General features: G+C 46.8%; 21 protein-coding genes. 8 read left to right on the plus strand and 13 right to left on the minus strand.

Features of this window, described 5'->3' with window-relative positions:
• From ACRRSW_RS03560 to sfsA, 10 genes are all read right to left on the minus strand, one after another.
• Entirely contained in the window at positions 1 to 1,092 is a 1,092-nt protein-coding gene (locus ACRRSW_RS03560; RefSeq protein ID WP_432454584.1) for a methyl-accepting chemotaxis protein, read from the minus strand.
• A gap of 75 nt (positions 1,093 to 1,167) precedes the next feature.
• Positions 1,168 to 1,572 (minus strand): hypothetical protein, encoded by a 405-nt coding sequence (locus ACRRSW_RS03565; protein WP_432454583.1) that lies wholly within the window; start codon positions 1,570 to 1,572, stop codon positions 1,168 to 1,170.
• Between the two features lie 237 nt (positions 1,573 to 1,809).
• Entirely contained in the window at positions 1,810 to 2,190 is a 381-nt protein-coding gene (gene panD, locus ACRRSW_RS03570; RefSeq protein WP_432454582.1) for an aspartate 1-decarboxylase, read from the minus strand.
• A 13-nt stretch (positions 2,191 to 2,203) separates the two neighbouring features.
• The gene (gene panC, locus ACRRSW_RS03575) at positions 2,204 to 3,064 is read right to left on the minus strand and encodes a pantoate--beta-alanine ligase (RefSeq protein ID WP_432454581.1); all 861 of its coding nucleotides are present in this window, start codon (positions 3,062 to 3,064) and stop codon (positions 2,204 to 2,206) included.
• Positions 3,065 to 3,859 carry a 3-methyl-2-oxobutanoate hydroxymethyltransferase gene (gene panB, locus ACRRSW_RS03580; RefSeq protein ID WP_432454580.1) on the minus strand — a complete coding sequence of 265 codons (795 nt, stop codon included), beginning with the start codon at positions 3,857 to 3,859 and terminating at the stop codon, positions 3,065 to 3,067.
• 54 nt (positions 3,860 to 3,913) lie between these two features.
• Positions 3,914 to 4,414 carry a 2-amino-4-hydroxy-6-hydroxymethyldihydropteridine diphosphokinase gene (gene folK / locus ACRRSW_RS03585; RefSeq protein ID WP_432454579.1) on the minus strand — a complete coding sequence of 167 codons (501 nt, stop codon included), beginning with the start codon at positions 4,412 to 4,414 and terminating at the stop codon, positions 3,914 to 3,916.
• A 2-nt stretch (positions 4,415 to 4,416) separates the two neighbouring features.
• Positions 4,417 to 5,757: a polynucleotide adenylyltransferase PcnB gene (pcnB, locus tag ACRRSW_RS03590; protein WP_432454578.1), complete on the minus strand. Its 1,341-nt coding sequence runs from the start codon at positions 5,755 to 5,757 to the stop codon at positions 4,417 to 4,419.
• Between the two features lie 442 nt (positions 5,758 to 6,199).
• Positions 6,200 to 7,069, minus strand: coding sequence for a tRNA glutamyl-Q(34) synthetase GluQRS (gene gluQRS / locus ACRRSW_RS03595; RefSeq protein WP_432460890.1), 870 nt, complete (start codon positions 7,067 to 7,069; stop codon positions 6,200 to 6,202).
• A 68-nt stretch (positions 7,070 to 7,137) separates the two neighbouring features.
• A complete protein-coding gene (dksA, locus tag ACRRSW_RS03600; RefSeq protein ID WP_432454576.1) occupies positions 7,138 to 7,581 on the minus strand; it encodes an RNA polymerase-binding protein DksA in 444 nt (147 codons plus the stop codon).
• A 334-nt stretch (positions 7,582 to 7,915) separates the two neighbouring features.
• Positions 7,916 to 8,617 carry a DNA/RNA nuclease SfsA gene (sfsA, locus tag ACRRSW_RS03605; RefSeq protein WP_432454575.1) on the minus strand — a complete coding sequence of 234 codons (702 nt, stop codon included), beginning with the start codon at positions 8,615 to 8,617 and terminating at the stop codon, positions 7,916 to 7,918.
• Positions 8,618 to 8,772: 155 nt separating this feature from the next.
• Here sfsA and hrpB point away from each other — a divergent pair, with 155 nt between their 5' ends.
• From hrpB to ACRRSW_RS03620, 3 genes are read left to right on the plus strand one after another with little or no spacing between them, the layout of a single operon-like run.
• The gene (gene hrpB, locus ACRRSW_RS03610) at positions 8,773 to 11,238 is read left to right on the plus strand and encodes an ATP-dependent helicase HrpB (RefSeq protein WP_432460891.1); all 2,466 of its coding nucleotides are present in this window, start codon (positions 8,773 to 8,775) and stop codon (positions 11,236 to 11,238) included.
• A 6-nt stretch (positions 11,239 to 11,244) separates the two neighbouring features.
• Positions 11,245 to 13,641 (plus strand): penicillin-binding protein 1B, encoded by a 2,397-nt coding sequence (gene mrcB / locus ACRRSW_RS03615; RefSeq protein ID WP_432454573.1) that lies wholly within the window; start codon positions 11,245 to 11,247, stop codon positions 13,639 to 13,641.
• Positions 13,642 to 13,656: 15 nt separating this feature from the next.
• Positions 13,657 to 14,310 carry a dUTP diphosphatase gene (locus ACRRSW_RS03620; RefSeq protein ID WP_432454572.1) on the plus strand — a complete coding sequence of 218 codons (654 nt, stop codon included), beginning with the start codon at positions 13,657 to 13,659 and terminating at the stop codon, positions 14,308 to 14,310.
• 674 nt (positions 14,311 to 14,984) lie between these two features.
• Here the strand turns inward: ACRRSW_RS03620 and ACRRSW_RS03625 are convergent.
• Entirely contained in the window at positions 14,985 to 15,170 is a 186-nt protein-coding gene (locus ACRRSW_RS03625; RefSeq protein WP_432454571.1) for a hypothetical protein, read from the minus strand.
• A gap of 218 nt (positions 15,171 to 15,388) precedes the next feature.
• On the opposite strand from ACRRSW_RS03625, the gene ACRRSW_RS03630 reads away from it, so the two are divergent.
• Positions 15,389 to 15,760, plus strand: a complete 372-nt coding sequence (locus ACRRSW_RS03630; RefSeq protein ID WP_432454570.1) for a YbaN family protein — start codon at positions 15,389 to 15,391, stop codon at positions 15,758 to 15,760.
• A gap of 9 nt (positions 15,761 to 15,769) precedes the next feature.
• Here ACRRSW_RS03630 and ACRRSW_RS03635 read toward each other — a convergent pair whose 3' ends face one another.
• Together ACRRSW_RS03635 and hemL are read right to left on the minus strand one after the other, a co-directional pair.
• On the minus strand, positions 15,770 to 16,315 hold the full coding sequence (locus ACRRSW_RS03635) for a cysteine hydrolase family protein (protein ID WP_432454569.1): 546 nt from the start codon (positions 16,313 to 16,315) through the stop codon (positions 15,770 to 15,772).
• Between the two features lie 71 nt (positions 16,316 to 16,386).
• Complete coding sequence (gene hemL, locus ACRRSW_RS03640) at positions 16,387 to 17,670, minus strand: glutamate-1-semialdehyde 2,1-aminomutase (protein ID WP_432454568.1); 1,284 nt, start codon at positions 17,668 to 17,670, stop codon at positions 16,387 to 16,389.
• Between the two features lie 148 nt (positions 17,671 to 17,818).
• On the opposite strand from hemL, the gene ACRRSW_RS03645 reads away from it, so the two are divergent.
• The 4 genes from ACRRSW_RS03645 to ACRRSW_RS03660 all read left to right on the plus strand — a co-directional run bounded on the left by ACRRSW_RS03645 (position 17,819) and on the right by ACRRSW_RS03660 (position 23,339).
• The gene (locus ACRRSW_RS03645; protein ID WP_432454567.1) at positions 17,819 to 18,490 is read left to right on the plus strand and encodes a DUF6776 family protein; all 672 of its coding nucleotides are present in this window, start codon (positions 17,819 to 17,821) and stop codon (positions 18,488 to 18,490) included.
• Between the two features lie 57 nt (positions 18,491 to 18,547).
• A complete protein-coding gene (erpA, locus tag ACRRSW_RS03650) occupies positions 18,548 to 18,907 on the plus strand; it encodes an iron-sulfur cluster insertion protein ErpA (protein WP_432454566.1) in 360 nt (119 codons plus the stop codon).
• A gap of 188 nt (positions 18,908 to 19,095) precedes the next feature.
• A complete protein-coding gene (locus ACRRSW_RS03655) occupies positions 19,096 to 20,214 on the plus strand; it encodes an efflux RND transporter periplasmic adaptor subunit (protein ID WP_432460892.1) in 1,119 nt (372 codons plus the stop codon).
• Positions 20,214 to 23,339: an efflux RND transporter permease subunit gene (locus tag ACRRSW_RS03660; RefSeq protein WP_432460893.1), complete on the plus strand. Its 3,126-nt coding sequence runs from the start codon at positions 20,214 to 20,216 to the stop codon at positions 23,337 to 23,339. Before ACRRSW_RS03655 ends, ACRRSW_RS03660 begins: the two co-directional genes overlap by 1 nt.
• Positions 23,340 to 23,636 lie beyond the last annotated feature (297 nt).

Raw genomic sequence — 23,636 nt, forward strand, 5'->3', positions numbered from 1 at the left:
TTACGCTCCTTGCTGACTTAACACGCTAAGGTGTTGTGCAATATCGGCGCTTTGTTCTGCGCTAGAGGTATTTTGCCGCGCGGAATCAGCCACTTGATTAATGTTTTTGGACAGTTCTATAGTGGCTGTATATTGTTGCTCACTATTGCTGGCGATGATGGCTATTTGTGTTTGTAATTGTTGATTCTTATCGAAAATGGCAAGTAACTGCTGGCGTGAATCATCAACGGTGTGCTGGATCTGCTGCGCCTGTTCGGCCAGTTCAGTGATAGATTCTAGTAATTCATCGATATTGGTTTTCACATCTTTCATACTACTGCTAATTTCATTCGCCGATTGGTAACTGCGCTTCGCTAATTTTCGAACCTCATCGGCGACAATGGTAAATCCTCGCCCATGTTCGCCAGCCCGCGCAGCTTCAATCGATGCATTTAAGGCAAGTAAATTAGTTTGCTCGGCTATCTCTTCGATGGTTTTAGAAATATGACTGACAGTATGTGATTGTTGATGAAGTTGAGTGACCTTATTGAGGCTAGTGGTGCCCTTGTGGACCATTTTTTCAGTGACTTTTTGAGCGCTTAGAGCCGCCTTTTGGCCGAGCTCTGAGTAGTGTTTTGCTTCAGTACTCGCGCTTGCCACGTTTTTTACCTGTTCAGCGACATCTTTGATACTTTGACTCATTTCAATCACTGCGCTTGCCGAGGCCTCACTCGCGGCGGCCTGTTGTAGTGCCCCGCGAGCGACCGACTGCGCTTGTTGAGAGAGCTCTTTGGAGCAGTGGCTAATTTCCGCAAGGGCGTCTTGGTGTTGGGCAACTTGGCGTTGCTGTTGTCTCATCAGATCTAATTGTTGATAACGGGTATTGTGAAAGAAGTATGCCGCAAAACCTTTACTGTGTTCCTCTACGGGGTGTTGTACATGGGCGGTCAGCAGTTTAAGTAAGTACAGGTTGGCGATGGCGAATACGATGTTAACGGATACCATACTAAGGCTGAGTTGCGAATGATATTGCAGTAATATCAGTAGACTCAAACTGATGACTAGTAGATGACTAAATAAAAATAAGTAGAAAATAGCCCTTGCTCTACGCATGTATAGTCCTTGCTGGGATGAACACTGATGCTGTTGTTTATCGGATAAAGCAAAGACCATTCCTTTTTGATGATTTTATTTTAAAGCGTGATTGAGAGAGTCTTGGCAAAGTCGTAGCATTTGCTGGTGGTGATAGCGTAGTTGCGGTAATTGCTGGCGCCGATTAAGTTTGTGCCAATGCAGCATAAGATCATTAAATTCTTCATAATACTGGTTATTTATCTTGGTATTTAATAACACCAAGGTTTCGTCTATTTGTTGTTTGGTGCTTGCGAGTGCCACACTGGGAAGTCGTGATTGAGCCAGTTGTTGTGCTTGCAGGCGCCAATGGCGTCGTAGATTCCGATCTAGCGACAGGATCAGCCGTTGGTATTTGGCCCGTTGTTGCTGTGCTACACCGCGACGAGCACGGATAATTGCAGGAATAGGAATGACTGCTACGACGAATAAACTCAATATCACAAACCATACACTCAGCACCGCTGCGCTCCTGTGCCAGAAACCGAACTAGAAGGATCTTAGCAAAAAGCAAACCATAATCTAGAATGAAGGCTTTCTCACCATATATATCGCTAGTTTTTTGCAAAATGTTAGTGAACTGTGTGGTTGTTGTGTCTTGGGTGTTAATTTGCTTGTTGAGCGCGGTGTTGCGGAGAGGCCACTCATAAAAAACGCACTAATTTAGTGCGTTTTTTTAAGGAATGCACAATCCTGAGCTTAGCTAAGTTGCACTGGAATCGCCTTACTGGTACGAACCACATCATTGTGCTGATTGAGGTATACCAATGAAGGTTTATGTTGCTGCACTTGTTTGGCATCAAGGCCTACGTAGGCACAAATAATGACGCGATCGCCGACGGCGGCTCGTCGGGCAGCGGCACCATTCACTGAAATGATTTTAGAGCCGCGTTCGCCTGCAATGGCGTATGTTGAAAAACGTTCACCATTCTCGATGTTATAGATATCTATTTTCTCGTATTCCAGTATGCCGGCTAAATCCAAAATGTCCTGATCGATGGCGCAGGAGCCTTCATAGTTCAGTTCTGCATGAGTTACACGAGCCTGATGTAACTTGCCTTTAAGCATGGTTGTTTGCATGGACTTCTCTCTATTAATTGACGATTTGTTTCAGCGCAATCACGCAATTATCGATGAGTCTAACTTCCCCGAGAAAGGCCGCTAGTAGAATAACAGCACGTTGTGAGTGAGGCGTTAAGGGAGCGAGTGTATCTGCGTCAACGATATCGATCCCGTCACAAATAAAACCATGTTGTTCAAGCTGTTGTTTGGCTTGAATGGATAGCGATTGCTGGTTGCCGTAGCTTAATTGCTCGGCTAATGTGTACATCTGTTTGGCCAGTTGTGGTGCCACTTGGCGTTGCTCTGGGCTTAGTCGAGAATTACGCGAACTCATCGCGAGTCCATCGGTTTCTCGTATCGTAGCCAGCCCTATAATCTGGATTGGCAACAGGAGGTCTTGTGTCATCTTACGGATCAAGGCTAATTGCTGAAAATCTTTCTCGCCAAAAATTGCCACTGAAGGCTGTACTAAGTTAAATAATTTACAAACGATGGTCGAAACACCATCAAAATGTCCAGGCCGCAAGGCCCCTTCTAAGATGGTGGATAAACCAGGGACTTGAACTTTGGTTTCTTCGGCTAAGCCGTTTGGATACAAGGTCTCAGGGCTTGGCACAAATGCTAAGTTTGCACCAGCTGCCGTTAAGGCTGTTAAGTCTTGCTCAAGGGTGCGCGGATAGTTTGCCAAATCATTGGGGTTGTTAAACTGTAGCGGATTCACGAAAATAGACACCACTACATAGTCACATTCGGTCTGCGCCCGTTTGACAAGTGCGATGTGACCCGCATGTAGGTTGCCCATCGTGGGGACAAAACCAATTCGTAATTGTTGGTGGCGAACATGATCTAATTGCGAGCGTAACTCGTCGGGTTGCTGAATGACTTTAATCATTTAGTTGAAGCTCTGCTCTGTGCCGGGAAATTCTCCGGAAGCCACTTGCTTGATGTAACGACTAACAGCACTGGCGATATCCCCCGTTTCGGCTAAAAAGTTTTTCGAAAATTTGGGAATATGCCCCTTGCTAACGCCAAAAGCATCGTGCATCACCAAAATTTGCCCATCAGTTACATTACCAGCACCGATACCGATGACAGGGATAGTTAATGCGGCGGTAATTTGCTGGGCTAAGGCCAATGGAACACACTCTAATACTAATAATTGTATACCAGCGGCTTCCAAGCGCTTGGCGTGGTCGAGCATTTGCTGTGCTTGTTGTTCACTTCGCCCCTGTACTTTATAACCACCAAATACATGCACCGATTGTGGCGTGAGACCGAGATGACCACAAACCGGTACCCCCCGCTCAACAAGGCCTGTGATGGTTTGGCTCAGCCATTCTCCGCCTTCTAACTTCACCATTTGAGCGCCTGCCTGCATTAACTTAGCGGCATTTTGGTAGCTTTGTTCGGGTGTGGCGTAAGACATGAAAGGAAGGTCGGCAACAATCATGCTGGTGTCACTCCCTCGAGCCACACATCGGGTATGATAGGCAATCTCATCAACAGTTACTGCAAGGGTATCTTGGTGGCCTTGTAGTACCATCCCTAGTGAATCACCTACGAGTAGCAGATGCATGCCAAGTTGGTCAAATAACGCGGCAAAGCTCGCATCATAGGCGGTGATACAGGAGAATTTCTGGTTATTCTGTTTAAATTGTTGTAATTGAGAAACCGTTATTCTGCTCATAATAGGTTACCGTTTACACCAAGATAGGCATAAATTTGTTAGTGAATTTTTTGTTTACGCCCATTCGAGTGGACGTTTATAAACTTGTAAGCCGTTAGTATCGATAGATTCTGCTAATTTTAGTAGCTGACTCCCGTCAGGTAAGCATAAATCTACGGCTATTTCAGCAAGTGGTAATAATACAAACTCTCGCTGCTTCATGCCATAGTGCGGTACGGTTAGTCGGGGACTATCGATGATTTGATTGGCGTAGAGCAATAAATCGAGATCTAAGGTGCGTGGTCCCCAACGTTGATTTTTGCGAACTCGACCTTGTTGTTGCTCGATGGATTGAGTGAGATCGAGTAGCTGAAGCGGTTGTAAGGAAGTGTCTAAACTGAATACTGCGTTTAAATAATCGGGCTGGTCCTGTGGTCCCATCGGGCGACTGCGATACAAGGATGAACTAGCCACTAATTTCAGTTGTGGATGAGCAGCCAGTGCGCGTCTAGCTGCTATTGCCTGATGAAGTGGATCGACTAGATTACTGCCTAGGGCAAGATAACAACGAGCCATGGTTAATCGTCAGTTTTTTTCGGCTTACGGGGCCGACGACGGCTCTTGGTGCGGGCAGACGTTTTATTGAGTTCTCGCACCATGGTATTGCGACCTTGCTCATTACTGCGCTGCCATTGTTGCCACCATTGACTAAGCTCCAATAATTTGGGTTCTTGAGTGGCCTTGGCGCGTAATTCTAAGAAGTCAAAGGCGGCTCTAAAACGAGGATGACCAAAGGTTTGGAAGGCGCGCTTGCCGAAGCGACGATCAAGTCTTGCTTGTAGCTGCCAAATTTCGCGAATACCAGTGGTAAAACGTTTAGGTATTGCGACGCTCTTGCATTGTTGTTCTAGTAACCAGTTCATCGCCATGGCAGAGGCATCATGCTCACCAAGTGATAATTCGATTAATAACTCGTCTTTCTTAATTTCCAATAAAGGCCACAGTAAAGCAGCGAAAACGAAGGCTGGCGTGACTTTTTGCTCGCCATTTACCCGTTTATCGGTGCTGGCTAGCGCCATAAGCATGAAGCGTAGTTCTGGTGATTCTTCATCCCATTGCTGTAATAAGGGTTTGAGTAAGGGGAATAATGGGTAAAGAAGTTGGGTTTCGGCCAACATCTTAAAGGTATCTCTTCCTTCACCGCTTAAAAATAATTTGAGGCATTCTTCAAACAAGCGGGCGGAAGGGATCTCTTTTAGTAGATGCCCATGTTGAGCAATTGGGGCTAAGCTCTCTGGCGCAATACTAAAATCGAGCTTAACGGCAAAACGTACCGCGCGGAGCATCCGCACCGGATCTTCTCGATAACGCGTTTCCGGCTCGCCGATCAGTTGTAAGCGTCGTTCGGCAATATCGGTAATTCCGCCAGCAAAGTCGACCACTGAAAAATCGGCGATATTGTAATATAAGGCGTTCACCGTGAAATCTCTGCGCTCGGCATCTTCTTCAACGCTACCGTAAACGTTATCTCTTAGCAGCATGCCTTCTTCACTGCGTTTCGATTCGTTGTTTGCAGCATCGCTATCGTGATGGCCTCGGAAGGTGGCAACCTCGATAATATCGCGCCCAAATAAAATGTGTGCTAAACGGAAACGGCGACCCACTAAGCGGCAATTACGGAATAAGGCTTTGATCTGTTCTGGTGTCGCATTGGTTGCAATGTCGAAGTCTTTAGGTTGTTTGCCGAGCAGTAAATCCCTTACGCCGCCACCTACTAAATAGGCTTTATAACCAGACTTATGTAAACGGTATAATACCTTGAGTGCATTTTCACTAATATCCTGACGGGAAATATTGTGTTCGGCACGCGGGATCACTTGTTGCACCAGTTTGGCCGGCTCGGCACTATTGGTTTGCATGATCCGTTTATATACTTTGGCGAGTTTGCGTAAAATGGGTGCCCCCTTGAGCGCGCATTATCTACATGGTGAAAATAAGGCGCTAATATAGCTTTTTTACACAAAAATACAACCAATTCACGGTTCTAGCATGTCGATCTTTGTCTATCCAGCCGGTCACTCTTTGCTGCTTCTTTATACAAAACAGTACGATGGCTTGGCGTGAGGCAAAGCAAATAAGCTCGCTGTTGGGACTAAATAAGTGATAGGAGCTATCTGTAAGCGCCGATGACAAAGCTTAGAGTCAGTTGATTGATGCGGGTTGGTATTATTCAATGCCTTAACGACTGAGCTTTTAATTCTTAGGCTAAAGGGAAGGTCTATCGGTGTAGGGCTTGGTGAGCGTTAATGGCTGTTCTTGTATCCACTTGAAGCCAAGTTGACTTCGAAATCCTAAGCGACTTTAGCGGAGCGCTGTTTTAGGGATTGTTTTTAGCTGCCAATTGATGACTGCCTCGGTCAATATTTGTTCACAACTGAGTTCAATCCAACCCGTTTCAACCGTTTGTCCTAGAAAGCCTAGCGCATGCAGCAACAGTTGTTGCGCTTGCTTGCCCGAAATTGAAGGCGCGTGATTCTGTTTACTCAGCTTATGGCCTTGTGCGTCATAAACCAGGGGAAGGTGGAGATAACGTGGCGCTGGCTGTTTTAGTAATTTAAAAATGCTCAGTTGGCGTCCGGTGGTGAAGATCAGATCAGCACCGCGTACCACCTCGGTAATACCTTGTTGGTAGTCATCCAAACTTACCGCAAGATTATAGGCGTACAAACCATCACGTCGCTGAATGATGAAGTCTTCTTCGGCTAAGGCTTGCGTAATCGAGACCTTGCCATACAGACCGTCTTGAAATTGATAAATGGGCTGGTCAGTCATCAAGCGAGTTGCTAAATCACCTTGCTTGGGTTGTTTATGGCGACAGTGGCCTAAATAGTAACCGCCATCGGCTTTAATTTGTTTGCGAGAGCACTGGCAAAAATAAGCTTTGTGGTCTTGTAAGCATTGGTCGATGAATTGTTGATAGCTGTCTAAGCGTTGGCTTTGGTAGCATACAGTTTGGTCCCAGTAGAGCGAAAACTGTTCTAGTTGTCTTAAGATCAGGCTGCTGGCACCGGGCTGCTCTCGGGGCGGATCAATATCTTCGATACGGACTAGCCATTGGCCATTGTGGCTTCGGGCCTGTAAATAACTGCCAAGGGCGGCAACCAGCGAGCCTAAATGCAAGGGGCCTGAAGGGGAGGGTGCAAAGCGGCCTACGTAGGGCTTAGTGTCCATAGTTAAGTGATGGCTAATAAGTTTAGGCAGAACGAAACTGAGCTCATCTCTGCCTAAACTTGAATAAACTAGCCTACCAGCTGCTTCTCTTTGATCTCAGCTAGGGTTTTACAATCGATACACAGATCGGCTGTGGGTCTTGCTTCTAAACGACGGATCCCGATTTCGACACCACAGGCATCACAAAAACCGAAGTCTTCATCAATCTTGAGCAAGGTCTTCTCGATTTTCTTGATCAGTTTGCGTTCGCGATCGCGAGTTCGAAGTTCAAGGCTGAACTCTTCCTCTTGAGCCGCTCGGTCAACTGGATCAGGGAAATTAGCCGCTTCGTCTTTCATGTGGGTAACCGTGCGATCGACTTCTTCACGAAGTTGATTACGCCACGCTTCAAGTATGATTCGGAAGTGGTCAATCTGAGCATCGTTCATGTACTCTTCGCCAGGCTGAGCTTGATAAGGTTCAACCCCTGCGATAGAGAGCACACCTAGTGTTTTCTTTTTGCCTTCAGGCATACTTCTCTCCCAAATTCCGTACGACTTTATTCGTTTAATAGTCGAGGATGTAAATTTAGGCGGGTATCTATATCAGAAAGGATTAGTTACCGCAAATAAAATGAAACGAATTTGCTATTGCCACCTAAGCTCAGTGAAACATTTTGGACTGTTTGTCGATTTATTAACCGCTCCTATATTTGTCAGGGAGAATGACTCACTGTTGATCAATTCAGCAGTGGTGCCGCTAAGGATCAAGTTGGTCCGTAAGGAATGGTCTGGCTTGAGTTTACTTAGCTTCGTGTTACCAATATGTGAATATAAGTATACACGTATATTGCAATATGCGGGTGATTTAATAGCTTGCTAATGGGTGTTGTAAAAGACAGGCCTGAGGGCTGAGACTAGCCTTGTAGGCTAGAATTTCCACGCCTTGTTGTTTTGCTTGTTCGAGCAAAGCTGCATATTGAGGATCGATGTGAGCGGCAGCCTGTACATTGTTAATACCGCTGTGGAGTACCGCAAACAATAGTACCGCACGATGTCCCTGTTGTTTCATCGCCATTAACTCTCGCAAATGTTTTTGCCCCCGATGGCTAACCGCATCGGGAAAGTAGCCTTTTCCTTGTTGTAATAAAGTGCAAGACTTGACTTCGAGATAGCATAGTGGCTTTTCAGGAGCGCTCAGTAAAAAATCGACGCGACTGTTCTCGCTTCCATATTTCACTTCGCGTTGGATATTGGGGTAAGCCTTCAGTTCGTCAATCTGCTGATTGTTTATTGCTTCTTCGACTAAGTGGTTGGCTTGAGCGGTATTCACGCAGATGATGTCGTTATTGGCTGTTTGGCAGAGTTCCCAAGTGAGGGCGTATTTGCGTTTGAGGTTACTCGATTGGCTATACCATACGGTGCTACCTGGCTCGGCACAGCCAGTCATTGCCCCCGTGTTGGCACAATAAATCGTGGTTTCGCTGCCGTCGGCGAGTCTTACATCGGCTAGAAAGCGCTTATATCGTTTGAGTAGGATCGCGGCTTGTAAAGGTGGCTTAAATTGCATGGGGCTGACTGTCGGTAAATGATTCGAGATGATTTGATGCTAGCATTTTCACGGCTGGCTTGCGTAGTGGTATCTTCGTTGTTCGTTACTTGGGTCGATCGCGCGAATTGGTTAAACTAAGCAGGTTTTATAATGATTTAAGTTTAGGAGCTGCTTTGAGTGCGTTACCGGTAGCACAGATTTTCCCTGCCTTGTTAGAGCAGTTCAGTTTACGGCAAAACTTTATTGTGTGTGCTCCGCCAGGAGCGGGCAAGTCGACAGCTCTGCCCTTGATGTTGCTGCAACAAGCCGCTTTCAAGGGGAAAATTATTATGCTGGAACCCCGTCGTTTAGCGGCTCGCAACATCGCCCAATACTTGGCGAGCCAATTAGGTGAAGCGCTTGGTCAGCGGGTTGGTTATCAAATGCGCGGCGATAACCGCCAGTCAGTGAATACCCAGTTATTGGTTGTGACCGAAGGGGTATTAACTCGTTTGATCCAAAGCGATCCTGAATTGAGCGGAGTCGGGTTGCTTATCTTCGATGAATTTCATGAGCGTAGTCTCCACGCCGATTTAGGTTTAGCGCTCAGTTTGGAGGTGCAGCAAGCTTTTAATCCTGAATTAAAGTTGATGTTAATGTCGGCCACTTTAGAAAGTGAGCATTTACAGCAAATCCTTCCCGATGCCTTATTACTTGAGAGTGAAGGGCGTAGCTTTCCTATTACTTACAGTTATCATCCGATAGCACGCGATTGGCAATGGAGCGAACGTGTGGCGCAACGCTGTATGCTGGCGGTATCAGAGCAGGTGGGGAATCTGTTGGTATTTTTGCCTGGTAGCGGCGAAATTCGTCAGGTGGCTCAATATTTGTCTGCTGAGCTGCCCGCTGAGCTAGAGCTGCACTGCCTATATGGCCAGTTGTCCTTGGCTGAGCAGCAAGCGGCAATCCAACCACCCGCGCAAGGGAAGCGCAAATTGGTACTCGCGACCAATATTGCTGAAACGAGTTTAACCATCGATGGGATTAGCTGCGTGATTGACTGTGGATTCGAGCGGCAGGCGAGTTATCATGCAAGCAGTGGAACCAGCCGCCTGCAAACCAAGATGATCTGCAAGGCTTCGGCTATCCAACGTGCGGGGAGGGCTGGACGCTTGCAAGCGGGCCACTGTTATCGCTTATATAGTGAAGAACAGTTAAATCATCGTCCCTTTGCCAATAGCCCAGAAATTTGTCGCAGTGAATTGAGTCGTTTGCAGATCGAATTGCTGCAATGGGGGGCTAATGCGGCAGAGTTAACTTGGCTGGATGCGCCGCCTGCGGCCCACTTAGCTCAGGCTGAGCAGCTGTTGATTGAGTTGGGACTGATGACCTCACAAGGGCAGCTAAGCCCAACGGCTGAGCGACTTGGCCGAGCGGGAATTGGACCGCGTATGTTTGCTCTTATTGAACAAGCTCAGTGCTGGCAGCAACAGTTTTCGCAAGCCGGCTTGGTATGGCGAGCTTGCCAATTGGTTGCCTTGTTAGAATTGAACTTACCCATTAAAGCCGATGAACCGAATCAAGCCATCCTTAACTTACAAGGCGCCGCGAAGCAACAATATAAACAGCAGCTTGGCCAGCTCGCTCAGCGTTTTAAGGTTACGGTTTCCGACCCCATCGATGCCAAATGGGATGGTTTACTATTGGCCCAAGCTTTTCCTGATCGGATCGCCTTAAAGCGGCAAGGAACGGCGTATACTTGTAGCGCGGGGTTTGGTTTAGAATTGGATGAGCAACACCCCTTGCTGAAACAGCAAGCGTTGGTGGTGGTTGATTTATATTGGCCAGAAGGACGTACTCAAGCGCGGCTGGCGCTAGCTTGTCCACTTGATTTAGCTGAGCTTGAAAGCCGACAAGCCGAGCGTTTTAGTACTCAGTTGTATTGCAGTTGGTCTGATTCGGCGAAACGAATTGTTGCGGAGCAACGTAAACAACTGGGGGCACTGGTATTACATCGACAGCCTTCAACTCGCTTTGAGCCTAGGCAAATTAGCCAAGCCTGGTTGCAACAAATACATAGTAAGGGTTTTGCCTGGTTACCGATTGGTGAACGAGCCCAAGCATGGTTACAGCGGGTATGTTGTGCTCAGCAGTGGTTTAGTGAATTGGCTTGGCCCGATTACAGTGAGCAGGCCTTGCTCGCCGAGGTTGAACAGTGGCTATTGCTGGATCTACAAGCGTGCCGTAGTTGGCAGCAACTTAAAAACCTTGATTGGTTAGCGTTACTTAAATCGCGACTCACTTGGCAGCAGCAACAGCAGCTGGAACAATATGCGCCGATCCACTATTTAGCGCCTTCGGGAAATCGAGCGACCATTCGATATCAGTTGGGGCAAGCGCCGATGGTGTCGATTAAACTGCAAGAGATGTTCGGCCAACCGCAGTCGCCACGGCTGGGGAATAAAATCGCTTTGACACTGGAGCTATTATCCCCTGGCGGGAAAGCATTACAGCGAACCCAAGATTTAGCCAGTTTTTGGCAATCAGCTTATATAGAAGTAAAAAAAGAAATGAAAGGGCGTTATCCTAAGCACCCATGGCCCGATGATCCGGTTCTGGCACAAGCCACCCATAAAACCAAACGTCAATTAAAGCAGTAAGGCAGTATGAGTCCAAAAGTGTCCCTTTCTACCCCAAAAAAAGCGAGTGCGAAGAAGCCGGCTGCTAAGAAAAAAGCGGCCAATAGTCGAACAAAGCCTAAATCAAGGGCACGCAGCAAGGCGAAACCATCTCGTAGTCAAAAGATTTCTTTAAAAAAACGTTTGTTTTCTTTGAGCTGGAAACTTGCTTTAGTGTCGACCCTATTGATTGCAGCTTGGGGGGTATTGTTAGATGGTAAAATTCAGCAACGGTTTAGCGGTGACAAATGGCAGTTACCAGCAGCTGTATATGGTCGAGAGTTACAGCTTTATCCCGGTTTACGTTTAAGTCGTAAAGAGTTGCAAGATGAGCTGGCCTTGCTGAATTACCGTAAGGTGAAGCGGGCCAAACATGGCGGTGAGTACGCCGTGTCTAAAACTAAAATAGAAGTGGTGCGTCGGCAGTTTGATTTTGCCGATGGTGTCGAGCCAGAGTTACCGATGTTACTTACCTTTGGTCCATCTCGTTTGGCCAAAATTCAACATCGTGATAGCGGAGAAGAGATCGCACAAACACGTCTCGATCCAGTGCTGCTAGAACGTTTAAATGTGACCGAGCAAGAAGATCGCTTATTTGTGCCGCTGGCTGAGATCCCCGATAATCTGAAACAAGCACTGATCCTCACCGAAGATCGGCACTTTTATCAGCATGATGGGGTTTCCATGATGGCCATCGCGCGAGCCATGTTGGTTAACCTGCGAGCGGGTCGCACGGTACAAGGCGGCAGCACCATCACTCAGCAACTAGCCAAAAATTTCTTTCTCACTCGCGAACGAACGCTTTGGCGAAAAATACAGGAAGCGTATATGGCCTTGCTGATTGATTTTCGTTATAGCAAGGATGAAATCCTTGAGAGTTACTTAAACGAAGTTTATCTGGGGCAAAATGGCAGTAATGCGGTACACGGTGTTGGTTTAGCCAGCTATTTCTACTTTGGCCAGCCGGTGAGTGATTTGTCGGTGGAACAAGTTGCGTTATTAGTGGCAATCGTGAAGGGGCCTTCTTATTACGATCCTTGGCGTCATACGCAACGCGCCACTGAGCGCCGTGACTTGGTGCTACGTATTCTTGCCGAAGCAGGAACTTTAACTGCTAAGCATTACAAACAAGCGGTACAGCAGCCTCTTGGCTTGAGTAAACGCGGTAGTATGGGTTACCAAAAAACCCCTGGCTTTGTCTCTTTGGTTCGTCGCGAGCTACAGCAACATGCAAGTAATTGGCGCAATTATAATGGGGTGAAGGTGTTTACTACGCTCGATCCTTTATCGCAACGGCATGCTCAGAGTGCCGCGCAAGCAGTACTTAATCAACTCGATAAGAGCCACAAAAAACAATTACAAACTGCGATGGTGATTAGTGAGCGACAAACCGGAGCAATTCGAGCGCTAATTGGCAGTCGGGAGCCTAATGACCATGGTTTTAATCGGGCTTTAGATGCGCGTCGGCAAATTGGCTCATTGGTCAAACCCTTCGTTTATTTAACCGCTTTAGAGCAAGGCCATCAATTGGGAGAATTATTGGAAAATAGCCCCTTATCGGTACGCCTAGATGATGGCTCAACTTGGCAACCAAATAACTACGATAAGCAGTTTAGTGAGCCGGTGATGTTAGTTCGTGCTTTAGCCGAGTCGCTGAATGTGCCGACAGTGCGTTTAGGTTTAGAGCTTGGTGTGAATTCGGTATTACAAACTTTGCAACAAGCGGGTTTAGAGACCAAAGCAAAACCTTACCCGGCCTTACTGCTGGGAAGCCTCAGTTTGTCACCTTACCAGTTGGCGCAACTTTATCAAACGCTAGGCGGTGATGGTGAGTATCGTCCGTTGTACGCGGTACATCAAGTGAATGACGGCCAAGGTCATGTTTTATATAAAGCGGATAGTGAGCCACAGCGCCGTTGGTCGGAAATGGCCAACTATCAGATTTTATATGCAATGAGTCAAGTGACTCGCAGTGGGACTGCTCGTTCACTAAAATGGCGGATCCCTAAGGTAGATTTGGCGGGTAAAACTGGTACCACCAATGATTTACGTGATAGCTGGTATGTGGGGATCGACCAACGAGAAATTGTGACTGTGTGGGTTGGGCGCGATGATAATAAACCGGCTGCTGTTACTGGGTCATCGGCGGCACTGCCAGTTTATGCTGCCTATTTAAAAACCTCTTATCCGCAATCGTTACGAGCCATGCAACCCGATCAATTGAGTTGGGTGCATTTTGCAAGCCGCGATGGGCGACCTACAATTGCGGGTTGCGGCGAATCAGTCTTGTTACCCGCACCAAGCAGTCAAGCCGAGTTGGCGAAAGGCTGTATCCAGCAGACGGCGAGCAAGGCAAAAACGTGGCTGCAAAGCCTCTTTAACTAATCTAAAGGACCGATCATGCTACAAGCAATTCAAGCGCAAGTGATGTTGCAGCTTCAAGACGATATGAATACTAAAGTTAATCCAGATTGGTTGCAGGCGCGCTCACCATTTTTACGCGCAGTTGTGATTGAAGGGGCAGAAGCCATTGAGCACCATGGTTGGAAATGGTGGAAGAAACAGCACTGTGATTTAGAACAACTGCAAATGGAGCTGGTAGATATATGGCATTTTGTGTTGTCAGAGCGACTACTGCAGTTTGCGGGAAAGCATTCTTTGGCTGAGGATTCCATTTTTGCGAATATCGCTGAAACAAGCCTTGAGTTTGATGGCCAAAGTTACGTCTTCACTGAGCTTGATTTACTCGAAAAGTTAGAGCTGTTGATCGGCTTAGCGGCAGCTAAACGCACCAGTATCGGGCTGTTTTCTGCCTTGCTCCTTGATTGTAAAATGGATTGGCAATCCTTGTATCAACAGTATGTGAGTAAAAATGTACTTAATTTTTTCCGACAAGATAACGGTTATAAACAAGGCACTTACCGTAAAGTATGGGATGGGCGCGAAGATAACGAGCATCTGGTTGAATTGATGACTCAACTGGATGCAACGGCGGCAACTTTCCAGCAAGATTTGTATCATGCCCTCCAACAACGTTATGGCCGCTCTAAGTAGAGATATGTTCCATTTTGGCGCATGTTTTGCGCCTAGTTAGCGCAGTTTATTGAGCTGTGTAGATACCTTTGCAATTTTTATTTATATCATGCTAGGAAAATCGCAAAAAAAGAGTATATTCTGCTGTGTATTGACTTTGTTGTTGATTGAATTAGATATTTTTGTGAAATTTGGTTTTTGCCACGCCTTGGCCTTGTTATTGCAACAATTTATTTGTGGGTTTAGGCAGAGCGCCGAATACCAAATATTTTGTTAAGTTGTAGAGGTAAATAACATGGCTTTTTCTAGTTTTAGAGGTGCTTCAGGTGCCAGTTTTTGTCCAAGTAAATCAGCTGACGAACAAGCGCAGACGCCGACTAAGCCCAAAGTTAACTAATTGCAACATCACTCCTTTACCTCATGTGTAGCGAGAGTGAAGTATTTACTTTGAGTTCATGGTGATTTTGAACGGTTAATGACATTCGCTTAAACGAGTGTTGATTTTGCTACGCTATTGTTGCGTTGCAAGAGACGATTCCGCTTGCTTATTGGTTCACCGTCGCTGGTGGTTGCGCTTCATCTTGCGCTGATCGTTGGTGGATTGAAAAATATTCAATCGTAAAACTAGTGTTGCGCAGAGCCTTGCAAGAGTTTGTTTACTGCATCTGCAAGGCTGGGTGATGAGCGATTAAAGCTTAGGTATAACTGGTGCGATAACCGGGACGATAACGGTCGTTAAATGCCGATTGCTCCAAGAGCGCTTCGGGCAGTCGATGGCTGGCGAAGGCGGGCTTAGACTGTGATACTGGCGCTTGGCGACTTGCAGCAGGGCTAGCCTGAAATAAGTTTAATAATTCCTGTTCACGGATAGCTTCAAACATAACGAACTCCTATTGAATGTTCGCGCCATGCTGGCGCTTTAGCTGAATTTTTAGTCCGCCCGCAAGTTGGCGAGTAAATCGGCGGCAAAGCTAAGTTAGCAAATAGACATCCAGACGTCCATGCATTAAAGCTTATATCTCATAACAATCTGTTATTACATTGCAGGCTGAAAGAGATAAGATAAGCCGAACAGATGGATAAGGTGAGTACTACTGGCATGTTAAAACTGTTGTACCTGATCATTGGCTGGATATCAGTACTATTGGGTACCCTCGGCATTTTCCTTCCTTTATTACCGACCACGCCTTTCATGCTGTTGGCTGCGGTTTTGTTTTCTAAAAGCTCGCCCCGTTTTGAGCGTTGGCTGCAACAGCACCGGGTCTTTGGTCCCTTGATTGAGGATTGGCACCAATATGGCGTGGTTAGCTTGCGAGCGAAGTGCAGTGCGACCATCATGGTGCTTATTTCCGCTGCTTTGATGTTGTGGTTTCAGGTGCCTTGGATAGGTCGTATGGTGGCCGCTGCTTGTTTATGCTCGGTGATGATTTTTTTATGGACTCGGCCTTCCAGGCGAGATCCTTCCGATTAACATCAAGTTCTATTCTGCTGCTTGTGCGATCAGTGCAGCAGTATTGACCGCCGCAATTTTTACTCCGAAGCTTGTGATGTTAGGCAAGGTGCAATTGTGATGTAGGCGAATGGTCTCAGCGCTCGCATGAGGTTTGTCATGGGTGGTATGGGCATCGGCAACCAGTTCGACAGAATATCCCAAACTTGCCGCGCGGCGAATGGTGGTATCCACACAAAACTCGGAGGCATAACCGCAGACGATGAGGTGTTCAACTTGTAGGCTTTTAAGCAAGTCCCCAAGGTCAGTATTGAGGAAGCTATCGGGCGTGGTTTTTCGAATAAAATAGTCGTTGGTTTGGGTCTTTAGGCCCGCTTGTAGTTGCCAGCCATCACTGGCAAATTCGATCGCTGAGTTTGCTTGTTCGTGCTGAATATAAATCACTGGCTGATGCTTCGAGCGCGTCCATCGGCTGAGAACATTTATTCTTTCAATGACTTCATTTATTTCAAATGGTCTGGGTTCGGGATCAAACAAAACGCTTTGTACGTCAATGATTAATAGAGCGGATTTCATATCTTTCCTGCTTTTAATGTTTCATCAGCCATATTGCTTGAGTGTGAGCAATATGACTGATGATGGCTTGCTTAATTGAGTTGAGCGAAACAGCGCTCGGCCGCTGCAATGGTGGCATCGATATCCGCTTCAGTATGCGCATAAGAGGTAAATGAGGCTTCAAATGCTGAAGGTGCTAAATAGATCCCTTCGGCTAGCATTAGATGGAAAAACTGCTTGAAACGTTCGGTGTCACAGGCACAGGCCTGAGCAAAGTTGGTTACTTTTGGTTCTTCGGTAAAGAAGAAACCGAGCATCGCGCCAACTTGGTTGATGCTCAGTGGAATGTTTTGCCGCTCGGCTGCGTCTTTTAGGCCCTTGGCTAAACGTTCGGTTATCGCATGAAGATGTTGGTGGACCACTGGATCACGTAGTGCACTTAAAGAAGCTAAACCTGCTGCCATCGCGATGGGGTTTCCAGAGAGGGTGCCTGCTTGGTAGACCGGACCAACAGGTGCTAAGTATTCCATGATTTCTTTTTTACCACCGAAGGCGCCCACAGGCATGCCGCCGCCAATGACTTTTCCTAAGCAGCTGAGATCAGGCGTGACGCCGTAGTGTGCTTGTGCACCGCCTAAGGCGACCCGAAAGCCAGTCATTACTTCGTCAATAATGAAGACACTTTGATATTTATCACAAATGGCGCGTAGCCCTTGTAAGAAGCCGTCGACAGGTGGAATGCAGTTCATGTTGCCAGCAACGGGTTCGACGATGATACAGGCAATTTGCTCTGGGTAAGCGACAAATAAGGCTTCAACCGAGGCTAAGTCGTTGTAGGTGGCGGTGAGTGTATGTTGGGCAAAATCGGCAGGGATCCCTGGAGAGCTGGGTTGGCCTAATGTAAGGGCACCTGAGCCAGCTTTGACTAAAAGTGAGTCGGCGTGGCCGTGGTAGCAACCTTCAAATTTGAGGATCTTGTCGCGTCCAGTATAACCGCGAGCGAGACGAATGGCACTCATGGTTGCTTCGGTTCCCGAATTGACCATGCGCACTTGATCCATCGAAGGCACCAGTTCACATACTAAGTTCGCCATCTCAATTTCACTGGCAGTGGGCGCGCCAAAGCTTAGGCCTTTGGCTGCGGCATCAACCACGGCTTGGTGAATTTTAGGATGGTTATGACCAAGGATCATCGGTCCCCATGAGCCCACATAGTCAATATAGCTATTGCCATCGACATCAAAAATACGGGCTCCGTCAGCTCGTTCAATAAATAATGGGGTGCCGCCAACGCCATTAAATGCTCTTACGGGTGAGTTTACGCCGCCAGGAATAGTTTGTTGAGCTTGGGTAAATAGTTGTTCTGAAAGAGACATGAAGTAATCCTTTAAAATCGTCAACGAGGGCTGAAAAGCACCGAATGGCGCTCACTATAACAAACAATGTAGGAGGGAAAAATCTCTGGTTTGTTGCAAGGCTTAATTATCGGTAAACTAGCGGTTTTTATTGTTCAGTGAGTTTTTCGTGCTTAAGCCTAAGTTGGTTGTGGTTAGTTTGGTTGGTGTATTAGCACTTACCTGTGTTTATGGTGTGTCGGTGGTGGTGGAGCAAAAGGACCAACTCAGTGCGCAGTTACAACAGCAGTTGAGTGTAGCTTTAGATAGCCAAGCAATATTACAACAACGCCTAGCACTCTTGAGTTTAGAGCAAGATACTAGCCTTGCAGAAATTGCGTCGTTAAAACAAAGTCTAAGTGAACGCAACGCCGAAAATTCCGACTTAAACCAAGAGCTGATGGTTTACCGAAAAATTATGGCACCCGAGCAACAAGCTGGTGGCTTGAAAATTGAGCAGCTGCATATCGAACCCACATTAAGTCCTGGTTACTTTCGAGTGCAGTTGTTATTAATGCAGGTGTCGCGTAATAAGCGTTGGTTAAGTGGTGAGGTGGAGTTGGTGGTGGTGGGTAGTCAAGATCAGTTGCCGAACCAATATAGCTTAGCTGATTTACAAACCACGCCCGATCCCTTAAGTTTTAAGTTTCGTTATTTTCAGGAACTAAATACCGAGATTAAACTGCCAGTAGGCTTTTTAGCCGAGCGAGTTGAGTTAAAGGCTAAACTGAAGGGCGATCGTTGGAATAAGGCGGCGGAAATATTATACCAAGAAAACTGGCCATCTTTGGGTAATACTTGAATAAATTACTCGGGTATTGGATAATCTGGCTTAGCTTATATATTTAAGGAATACACCGTGTCAGAACAAGCTGTAACTGAACAGGTCGCGTTTCCAATTCAATTTACCGATGCCGCGGCATTGCGTGTCAAAGAGTTGGTCGCGGAAGAAGAGAATCCTGCCTTGATGCTACGCGTTTATGTTACCGGCGGCGGTTGCTCGGGCTTTTCCTATGGCTTTACCTTCGATGAAAAAGTCAACGAAGGGGATACCTTAGTGGAGAAACAAGGGGTCTCTATGGTTGTCGACTCGATGAGTTTACAATACTTAGTGGGTGGCGTTGTCGATTTTACATCGGGTTTAGAAGGTTCTCGTTTCTTAGTCAATAATCCGAATGCCAGCGCAACTTGCGGCTGTGGTTCTTCATTTAGCATTTAAGTTCGCTAGAAATAATTTAACCGATTGCTTATTTTTTGATTAAGCCACCTTTAGGTGGCTTTTTTGTTTTACAAGCCAAGCCAAGGCTTGTATTGATTTTGTCAGCTCTGTGCATCAAATAATGCCCTAGTCAATACTTACTTGTATACTTTGAGCCTATTTAGACCAAAGACAGGGAGTATTTGATTGTGTCTACAGGCGTAAAGGGTTTTTTGGCCGCTCGTCCTTATTGGCTTTCTATTGTGATTGTTGGCATCGTTGCGCTATGGATGTTTTCTGGTCAAGTCTCTAATTGGGAGCAGGGCAACGACAATCCGCAGCCTCCCATTGAACAAACGACACATCAACTGACTCGAGTCTTGGTTAAAACCTTTCAAGCTCAGCGCATCGAGCGGAACTTGTTGCTATATGGACAAACTGAAGCTAGTCGTCAGAGTACTATTTCTGCAGAGATCTCGGGTCGACTGCTTGAGTTTTTAGTGGATGAGGGCCGACCAGTGAAACAAGGACAAGCCTTGGCTCGGCTCGATATTCAAGATCGCCGTTCTCAGTTATTACGCGCTGAAGCCTTATTAGAACAGCGCCGGATTGAATACGAGGGTGTCAAAGCTTTAAGTAAAAAGGGCTTTCAAGGGAAAGCGCGAGTCGCCGAAGCGAAGGCTTCTCTGGTTGATGCCCAATCGATGGTGAAAACCCTCACCTTAGCCATCGACAATACTCTATTGCTGGCACCTTATGATGGAATTTTTGATGAAAATATAGTTGAGCAAGGTGCCTATTTGTCGATTGGCGATCCTATTCTTCGCTTAGCCGATACCCAACAACTTCGTGTGCGCACCGATGTGTCCGAGCGCGATATCGGGTTGTTGCAGCTTGGTCAAAGGGCGCATGTGAGCTTGGTTACCGGCGAACAGGTAGAAGGGCTTATCGATTTCATCGCCAGTATTTCTAATCCCAATACCCATACTTTTAAAGTTGAGGTATTAATTGATAATCAGCAGCATCTTTTAAAGGCTGGGGTGAGTGCGAGTGTGCGTTTTCCTTTGCTTGAAGTGGAGGCGATAAAGGTGAGTCCAGCGGTGTTAGCGCTAGATGATGAGGGCAACCTTGGGGTGAAAACGGTGCGCGACTCAGTGGTGCAGTTTGTTCCTGCTCAGCTAGTTCGCTCAGATCCTGATGGTGCTTGGCTATCGGGTTTTAGCGGTGATAATGAGGTGATAGTACTGGGCCAAGGGTTTGTGAGTGCAGGAGATAAAGTAGAAGCGGTCTCTCAGGTTGAGTCGTTGGCGCAACCGGAGGCAAACTAATGCATCGCTTTATCGAGGCCATACTGTCACGCACTCGTACGGTGATCTGCTTGTTGGTATTTTTATTTATTAGTGGCACCGTCACTTATATCAACATTCCTAAAGAGTCGGATCCCGACGTTGAGATCCCGGTTATTTATGTTTCTATCCCGCATGACGGCATTTCACCTGAAGATGCCGAGCGCTTATTACTGCGGCCTATGGAGCAAGCTTTACAGGGTTTAGAAGGTATCAAAGAAATGACCGCAGTTGCCAGTGAAGGCTTCGCTTCGGTCGTTTTAGAGTTTGTGGTTGGGGTTGATATTGACCAAGCTTTAGCCGATGTGCGGGCGAAAGTCGACGAAGCCAAACCGAACCTGCCCGATGGGGGGGAAGAGCCTGAAGTTCATCAAGTTACGCTTGCGACCGAACAGCCAGCGGTCACTGTATTGTTATCGGGAGACTTGCCACAACGAGCCTTGTTAAGCATTGCTCGTGACTTGCAAGATCGAATGGAAGCGATGAAACAGGTGCTGGAAGTGAACATTGGTGGCGACCGCGAAGATTTTTTGGAAGTAATCGTCGATCCTTTGCTGATGGAGTCCTATGGCTTGGATCAGGCCGATATCGGTTCCTTGGTGAGTCGGAATAATCGTTTAGTGACCGCTGGGACTTTAGATACGGGAAGTGGCCGTTTTGCAGTGAAAGTTCCCTCGGTGTTCGAAACTGTGAAGGATTTGATCGATTTACCAATTAAGGTGGATGGCGATCGCATCGTAACTTTTGGCGATGTTGCCAGCGCTCGGCGTACTTTTAAGGATGCGAGCAGCTATGCACGCGTCAATGGAAAACCAACCATCTCCTTGGAGGTTAGTAAACGTCCCGGTGAAAACTTGATCGAAACCATCGAGCAAGTGAAAACCCTGATTGCCGAAGAGCGCAAGCTATGGCCTGATTCGGTGGTGGTGGACTATGCTGGCGATCAATCAAAAGATATTCGGACCATGTTGTCGGACCTGCAAAATAATATTTTATCGGCAGTATTGTTGGTGGTGGTGGTGATTATCGCGGTGATGGGTTTGCGTTCGGCACTGCTGGTGGGGATTGCTATTCCGGGGTCTTTTTTGGCTGGGATCTTGGTTCTGTCGCTGGGTGGGCTCACCATTAATATGGTGGTGCTGTTTTCACTGATTATGGCGGTAGGGATGCTGGTGGATGGTGCCATTGTGGTTACCGAGTTTGCCGATCGGCAAATGAGTGAAGGGGTTCCTCGTCATCAAGCTTATTCTTTAGCATCCCAACGCATGGCTTGGCCGATCATTGCTTCCACTGCAACCACTCTTGCGGCGTTTGCCCCCTTGCTGGCTTGGCCAGGAATTATGGGACAGTTTATGGGGTATTTGCCGCTGACCTTGATTGCGACACTGAGTGCATCATTGGTGATGGCATTAATTTTTGTGCCTTCTTTAGGCAACATCTTTGGTCGCCCACGTAGCTTGAGTCACCAACAACAGCAAGCATTGATTAATGCAGACCTAGGGAAATGGCAGCAACTCACAGGCATGACTGGCTGGTATTTACGTATATTAAACAAGGCGGTAAGTGCTCCTTGGCGGGTTTTATTATTGAGTATTGTAATTGCTGGGGTGGTGCTCTTTACTTATGTGCGAGCCGGTAAAGGTTTAGAGTTTTTTCCCAAGGTTGAACCCGTGGGCTTTAATATTATTGTTCGCTCTTATGGTGATTTCTCGATCGATGAAAAGCTGGAAATCATGAAAAAAGTCGAGCGTCGGATCATCGATATTGAAGATTACGATACACTCTACAATAAGGTTGGTGGCGATCAACTGGGTAATATCCGGGTGAACCTAAAAGATTGGGATCAACGTCGGCCAGCGGAGGAGGTGATTGCCGATATGCAGGCTCGCCTAGCCCCCTTGGCGGGTTTAGAAATTGAATTTCCTCAAGACAAGGCGGGTCCACCCGCAGGCAAGGATATTCAGTTGGAATTGAGTTCGCGTTTTCCAGAACGTTTAGCCCCCATGGCGAAAAAGATCCGTGCACTGATTGATAATAATCCACATCTGGTGAACGCCGAAGATTCTAGCACCAAGCCAGGTATTGAATGGCAGCTGAAGGTGGATCGCGCTAAGGCCGCACGGTTTGGCGCCGATGTGACACTACTGGGCAATACCGTTCTGTTTGTGACCAATGGTTTGAACATTGGTGAATACCGCCCCGATGATGTCGATGATGAACTGGAGATAAGAGTACGTTTCCCTGAAGAAAATCGCAGCATTAGTCGTTTAAGTGAGTTGCGGGTAAAAACCGCCTATGGTCTTGTTCCGATGACCAATTTTGTGTCTTTGGAAGCGAAGCCCAAGCAAGACGTGATCAATAAGGTCGATGGCCGACAAGTACTTACCGTGGGCGCGGATATGGCGGAAGGGCAGAACTTAAGTTTAGAATTGCCTAAATTACGAAAGCAATTGAAGCAATTGCAGCTCGATCCCTTGGTCGATATCCGAGTGCGGGGTCAGAATGAAGATCAACAAGAAAGCATGGCGTTTTTAGAGAAAGCTTTTGTGGTCGCCTTATTTGTAATGGCGCTGATTTTGATTACTCAGTTCAATAGTTTTTATCAGGCATTTTTGATCCTCTCAGCGGTGTTATTTTCAACCGTGGGAGTATTACTTGGCTTGTTAATCGCAGGGCAAGCCTTTGGCGTTATCATGAGTGGCTTAGGGGTGATTACCCTTGCCGGAATTGTGGTAAACAATAATATCGTATTGATTGATACCTATAACGTGTTGCGTGCCCAGGGGCTGCCTGTGCAGGAGTCGATTATGCGAACGGGTGCTCAACGTTTACGGCCAGTGATGTTAACAACTATCACCACGATCTTGGGTTTAATGCCGATGGTGTTGCAGCTGAACATCGATCTGTTTGAGCGAAGCATTCAATTTGGTGCGCCGTCATCACAATGGTGGTCTCAGTTGGCCACTGCGGTGGCTGGAGGCTTAACTTTTGCGACCTTATTAACTTTGATCCTCACTCCATGTTTGTTGATGTTGGGACAAGTTGTGCCGCGGCAGTTGCGGGCTTTGACTGGCCGAGTTAAGCCTGTTAAGGCTGAAGTTCGCTAAGTTGTGCGGCCTAAAGTATCTTGTTAGTTCCAGAGATTCGCGTTACCGACTATAGCGCGAATCGCTTGATATGCTCCCTTCTAAGACACATCTTGAGCTGTAAGATAGTGATGACGATTTTCGTTTTCTCTTGTTTTTCGGTCGGTCGTTTATTTTTTTTGCAATATGAGCTTCTGGTTATCCGGATAGGATTTTAATTATCTGCCAGGTAAGATTTGATTCATCAATCGTCATTTGTTTAGGTATTGCCAGCAATACGTCCTGTGCGAAGGCGGAAGAATCGTTTAAATTGTAAAC

It is taken from the genome of Agarivorans sp. QJM3NY_25 (assembly GCF_050870875.2).
Lineage (GTDB): Bacteria > Pseudomonadota > Gammaproteobacteria > Enterobacterales > Celerinatantimonadaceae > Agarivorans.

Coding starts and splice junctions, on each gene's coding strand:
- ACRRSW_RS03560 (WP_432454584.1), bottom strand. CDS start 1,092: ATGCGTAGAGCAAGGGCTATTTTCTACTTATTTTTATTTAGTCATCTA.
- panD (WP_432454582.1), bottom strand. CDS start 2,190: ATGCAAACAACCATGCTTAAAGGCAAGTTACATCAGGCTCGTGTAACT.
- panC (WP_432454581.1), bottom strand. CDS start 3,064: ATGATTAAAGTCATTCAGCAACCCGACGAGTTACGCTCGCAATTAGAT.
- panB (WP_432454580.1), bottom strand. CDS start 3,859: ATGAGCAGAATAACGGTTTCTCAATTACAACAATTTAAACAGAATAAC.
- folK (WP_432454579.1), bottom strand. CDS start 4,414: ATGGCTCGTTGTTATCTTGCCCTAGGCAGTAATCTAGTCGATCCACTT.
- pcnB (WP_432454578.1), bottom strand. CDS start 5,757: ATGCAAACCAATAGTGCCGAGCCGGCCAAACTGGTGCAACAAGTGATC.
- gluQRS (WP_432460890.1), bottom strand. CDS start 7,069: ATGGACACTAAGCCCTACGTAGGCCGCTTTGCACCCTCCCCTTCAGGC.
- dksA (WP_432454576.1), bottom strand. CDS start 7,581: ATGCCTGAAGGCAAAAAGAAAACACTAGGTGTGCTCTCTATCGCAGGG.
- sfsA (WP_432454575.1), bottom strand. CDS start 8,617: ATGCAATTTAAGCCACCTTTACAAGCCGCGATCCTACTCAAACGATAT.
- mrcB (WP_432454573.1), top strand. CDS start 11,245: ATGAGTCCAAAAGTGTCCCTTTCTACCCCAAAAAAAGCGAGTGCGAAG.
- ACRRSW_RS03620 (WP_432454572.1), top strand. CDS start 13,657: ATGCTACAAGCAATTCAAGCGCAAGTGATGTTGCAGCTTCAAGACGAT.
- ACRRSW_RS03625 (WP_432454571.1), bottom strand. CDS start 15,170: ATGTTTGAAGCTATCCGTGAACAGGAATTATTAAACTTATTTCAGGCT.
- ACRRSW_RS03630 (WP_432454570.1), top strand. CDS start 15,389: ATGTTAAAACTGTTGTACCTGATCATTGGCTGGATATCAGTACTATTG.
- ACRRSW_RS03635 (WP_432454569.1), bottom strand. CDS start 16,315: ATGAAATCCGCTCTATTAATCATTGACGTACAAAGCGTTTTGTTTGAT.
- hemL (WP_432454568.1), bottom strand. CDS start 17,670: ATGTCTCTTTCAGAACAACTATTTACCCAAGCTCAACAAACTATTCCT.
- ACRRSW_RS03660 (WP_432460893.1), top strand. CDS start 20,214: ATGCATCGCTTTATCGAGGCCATACTGTCACGCACTCGTACGGTGATC.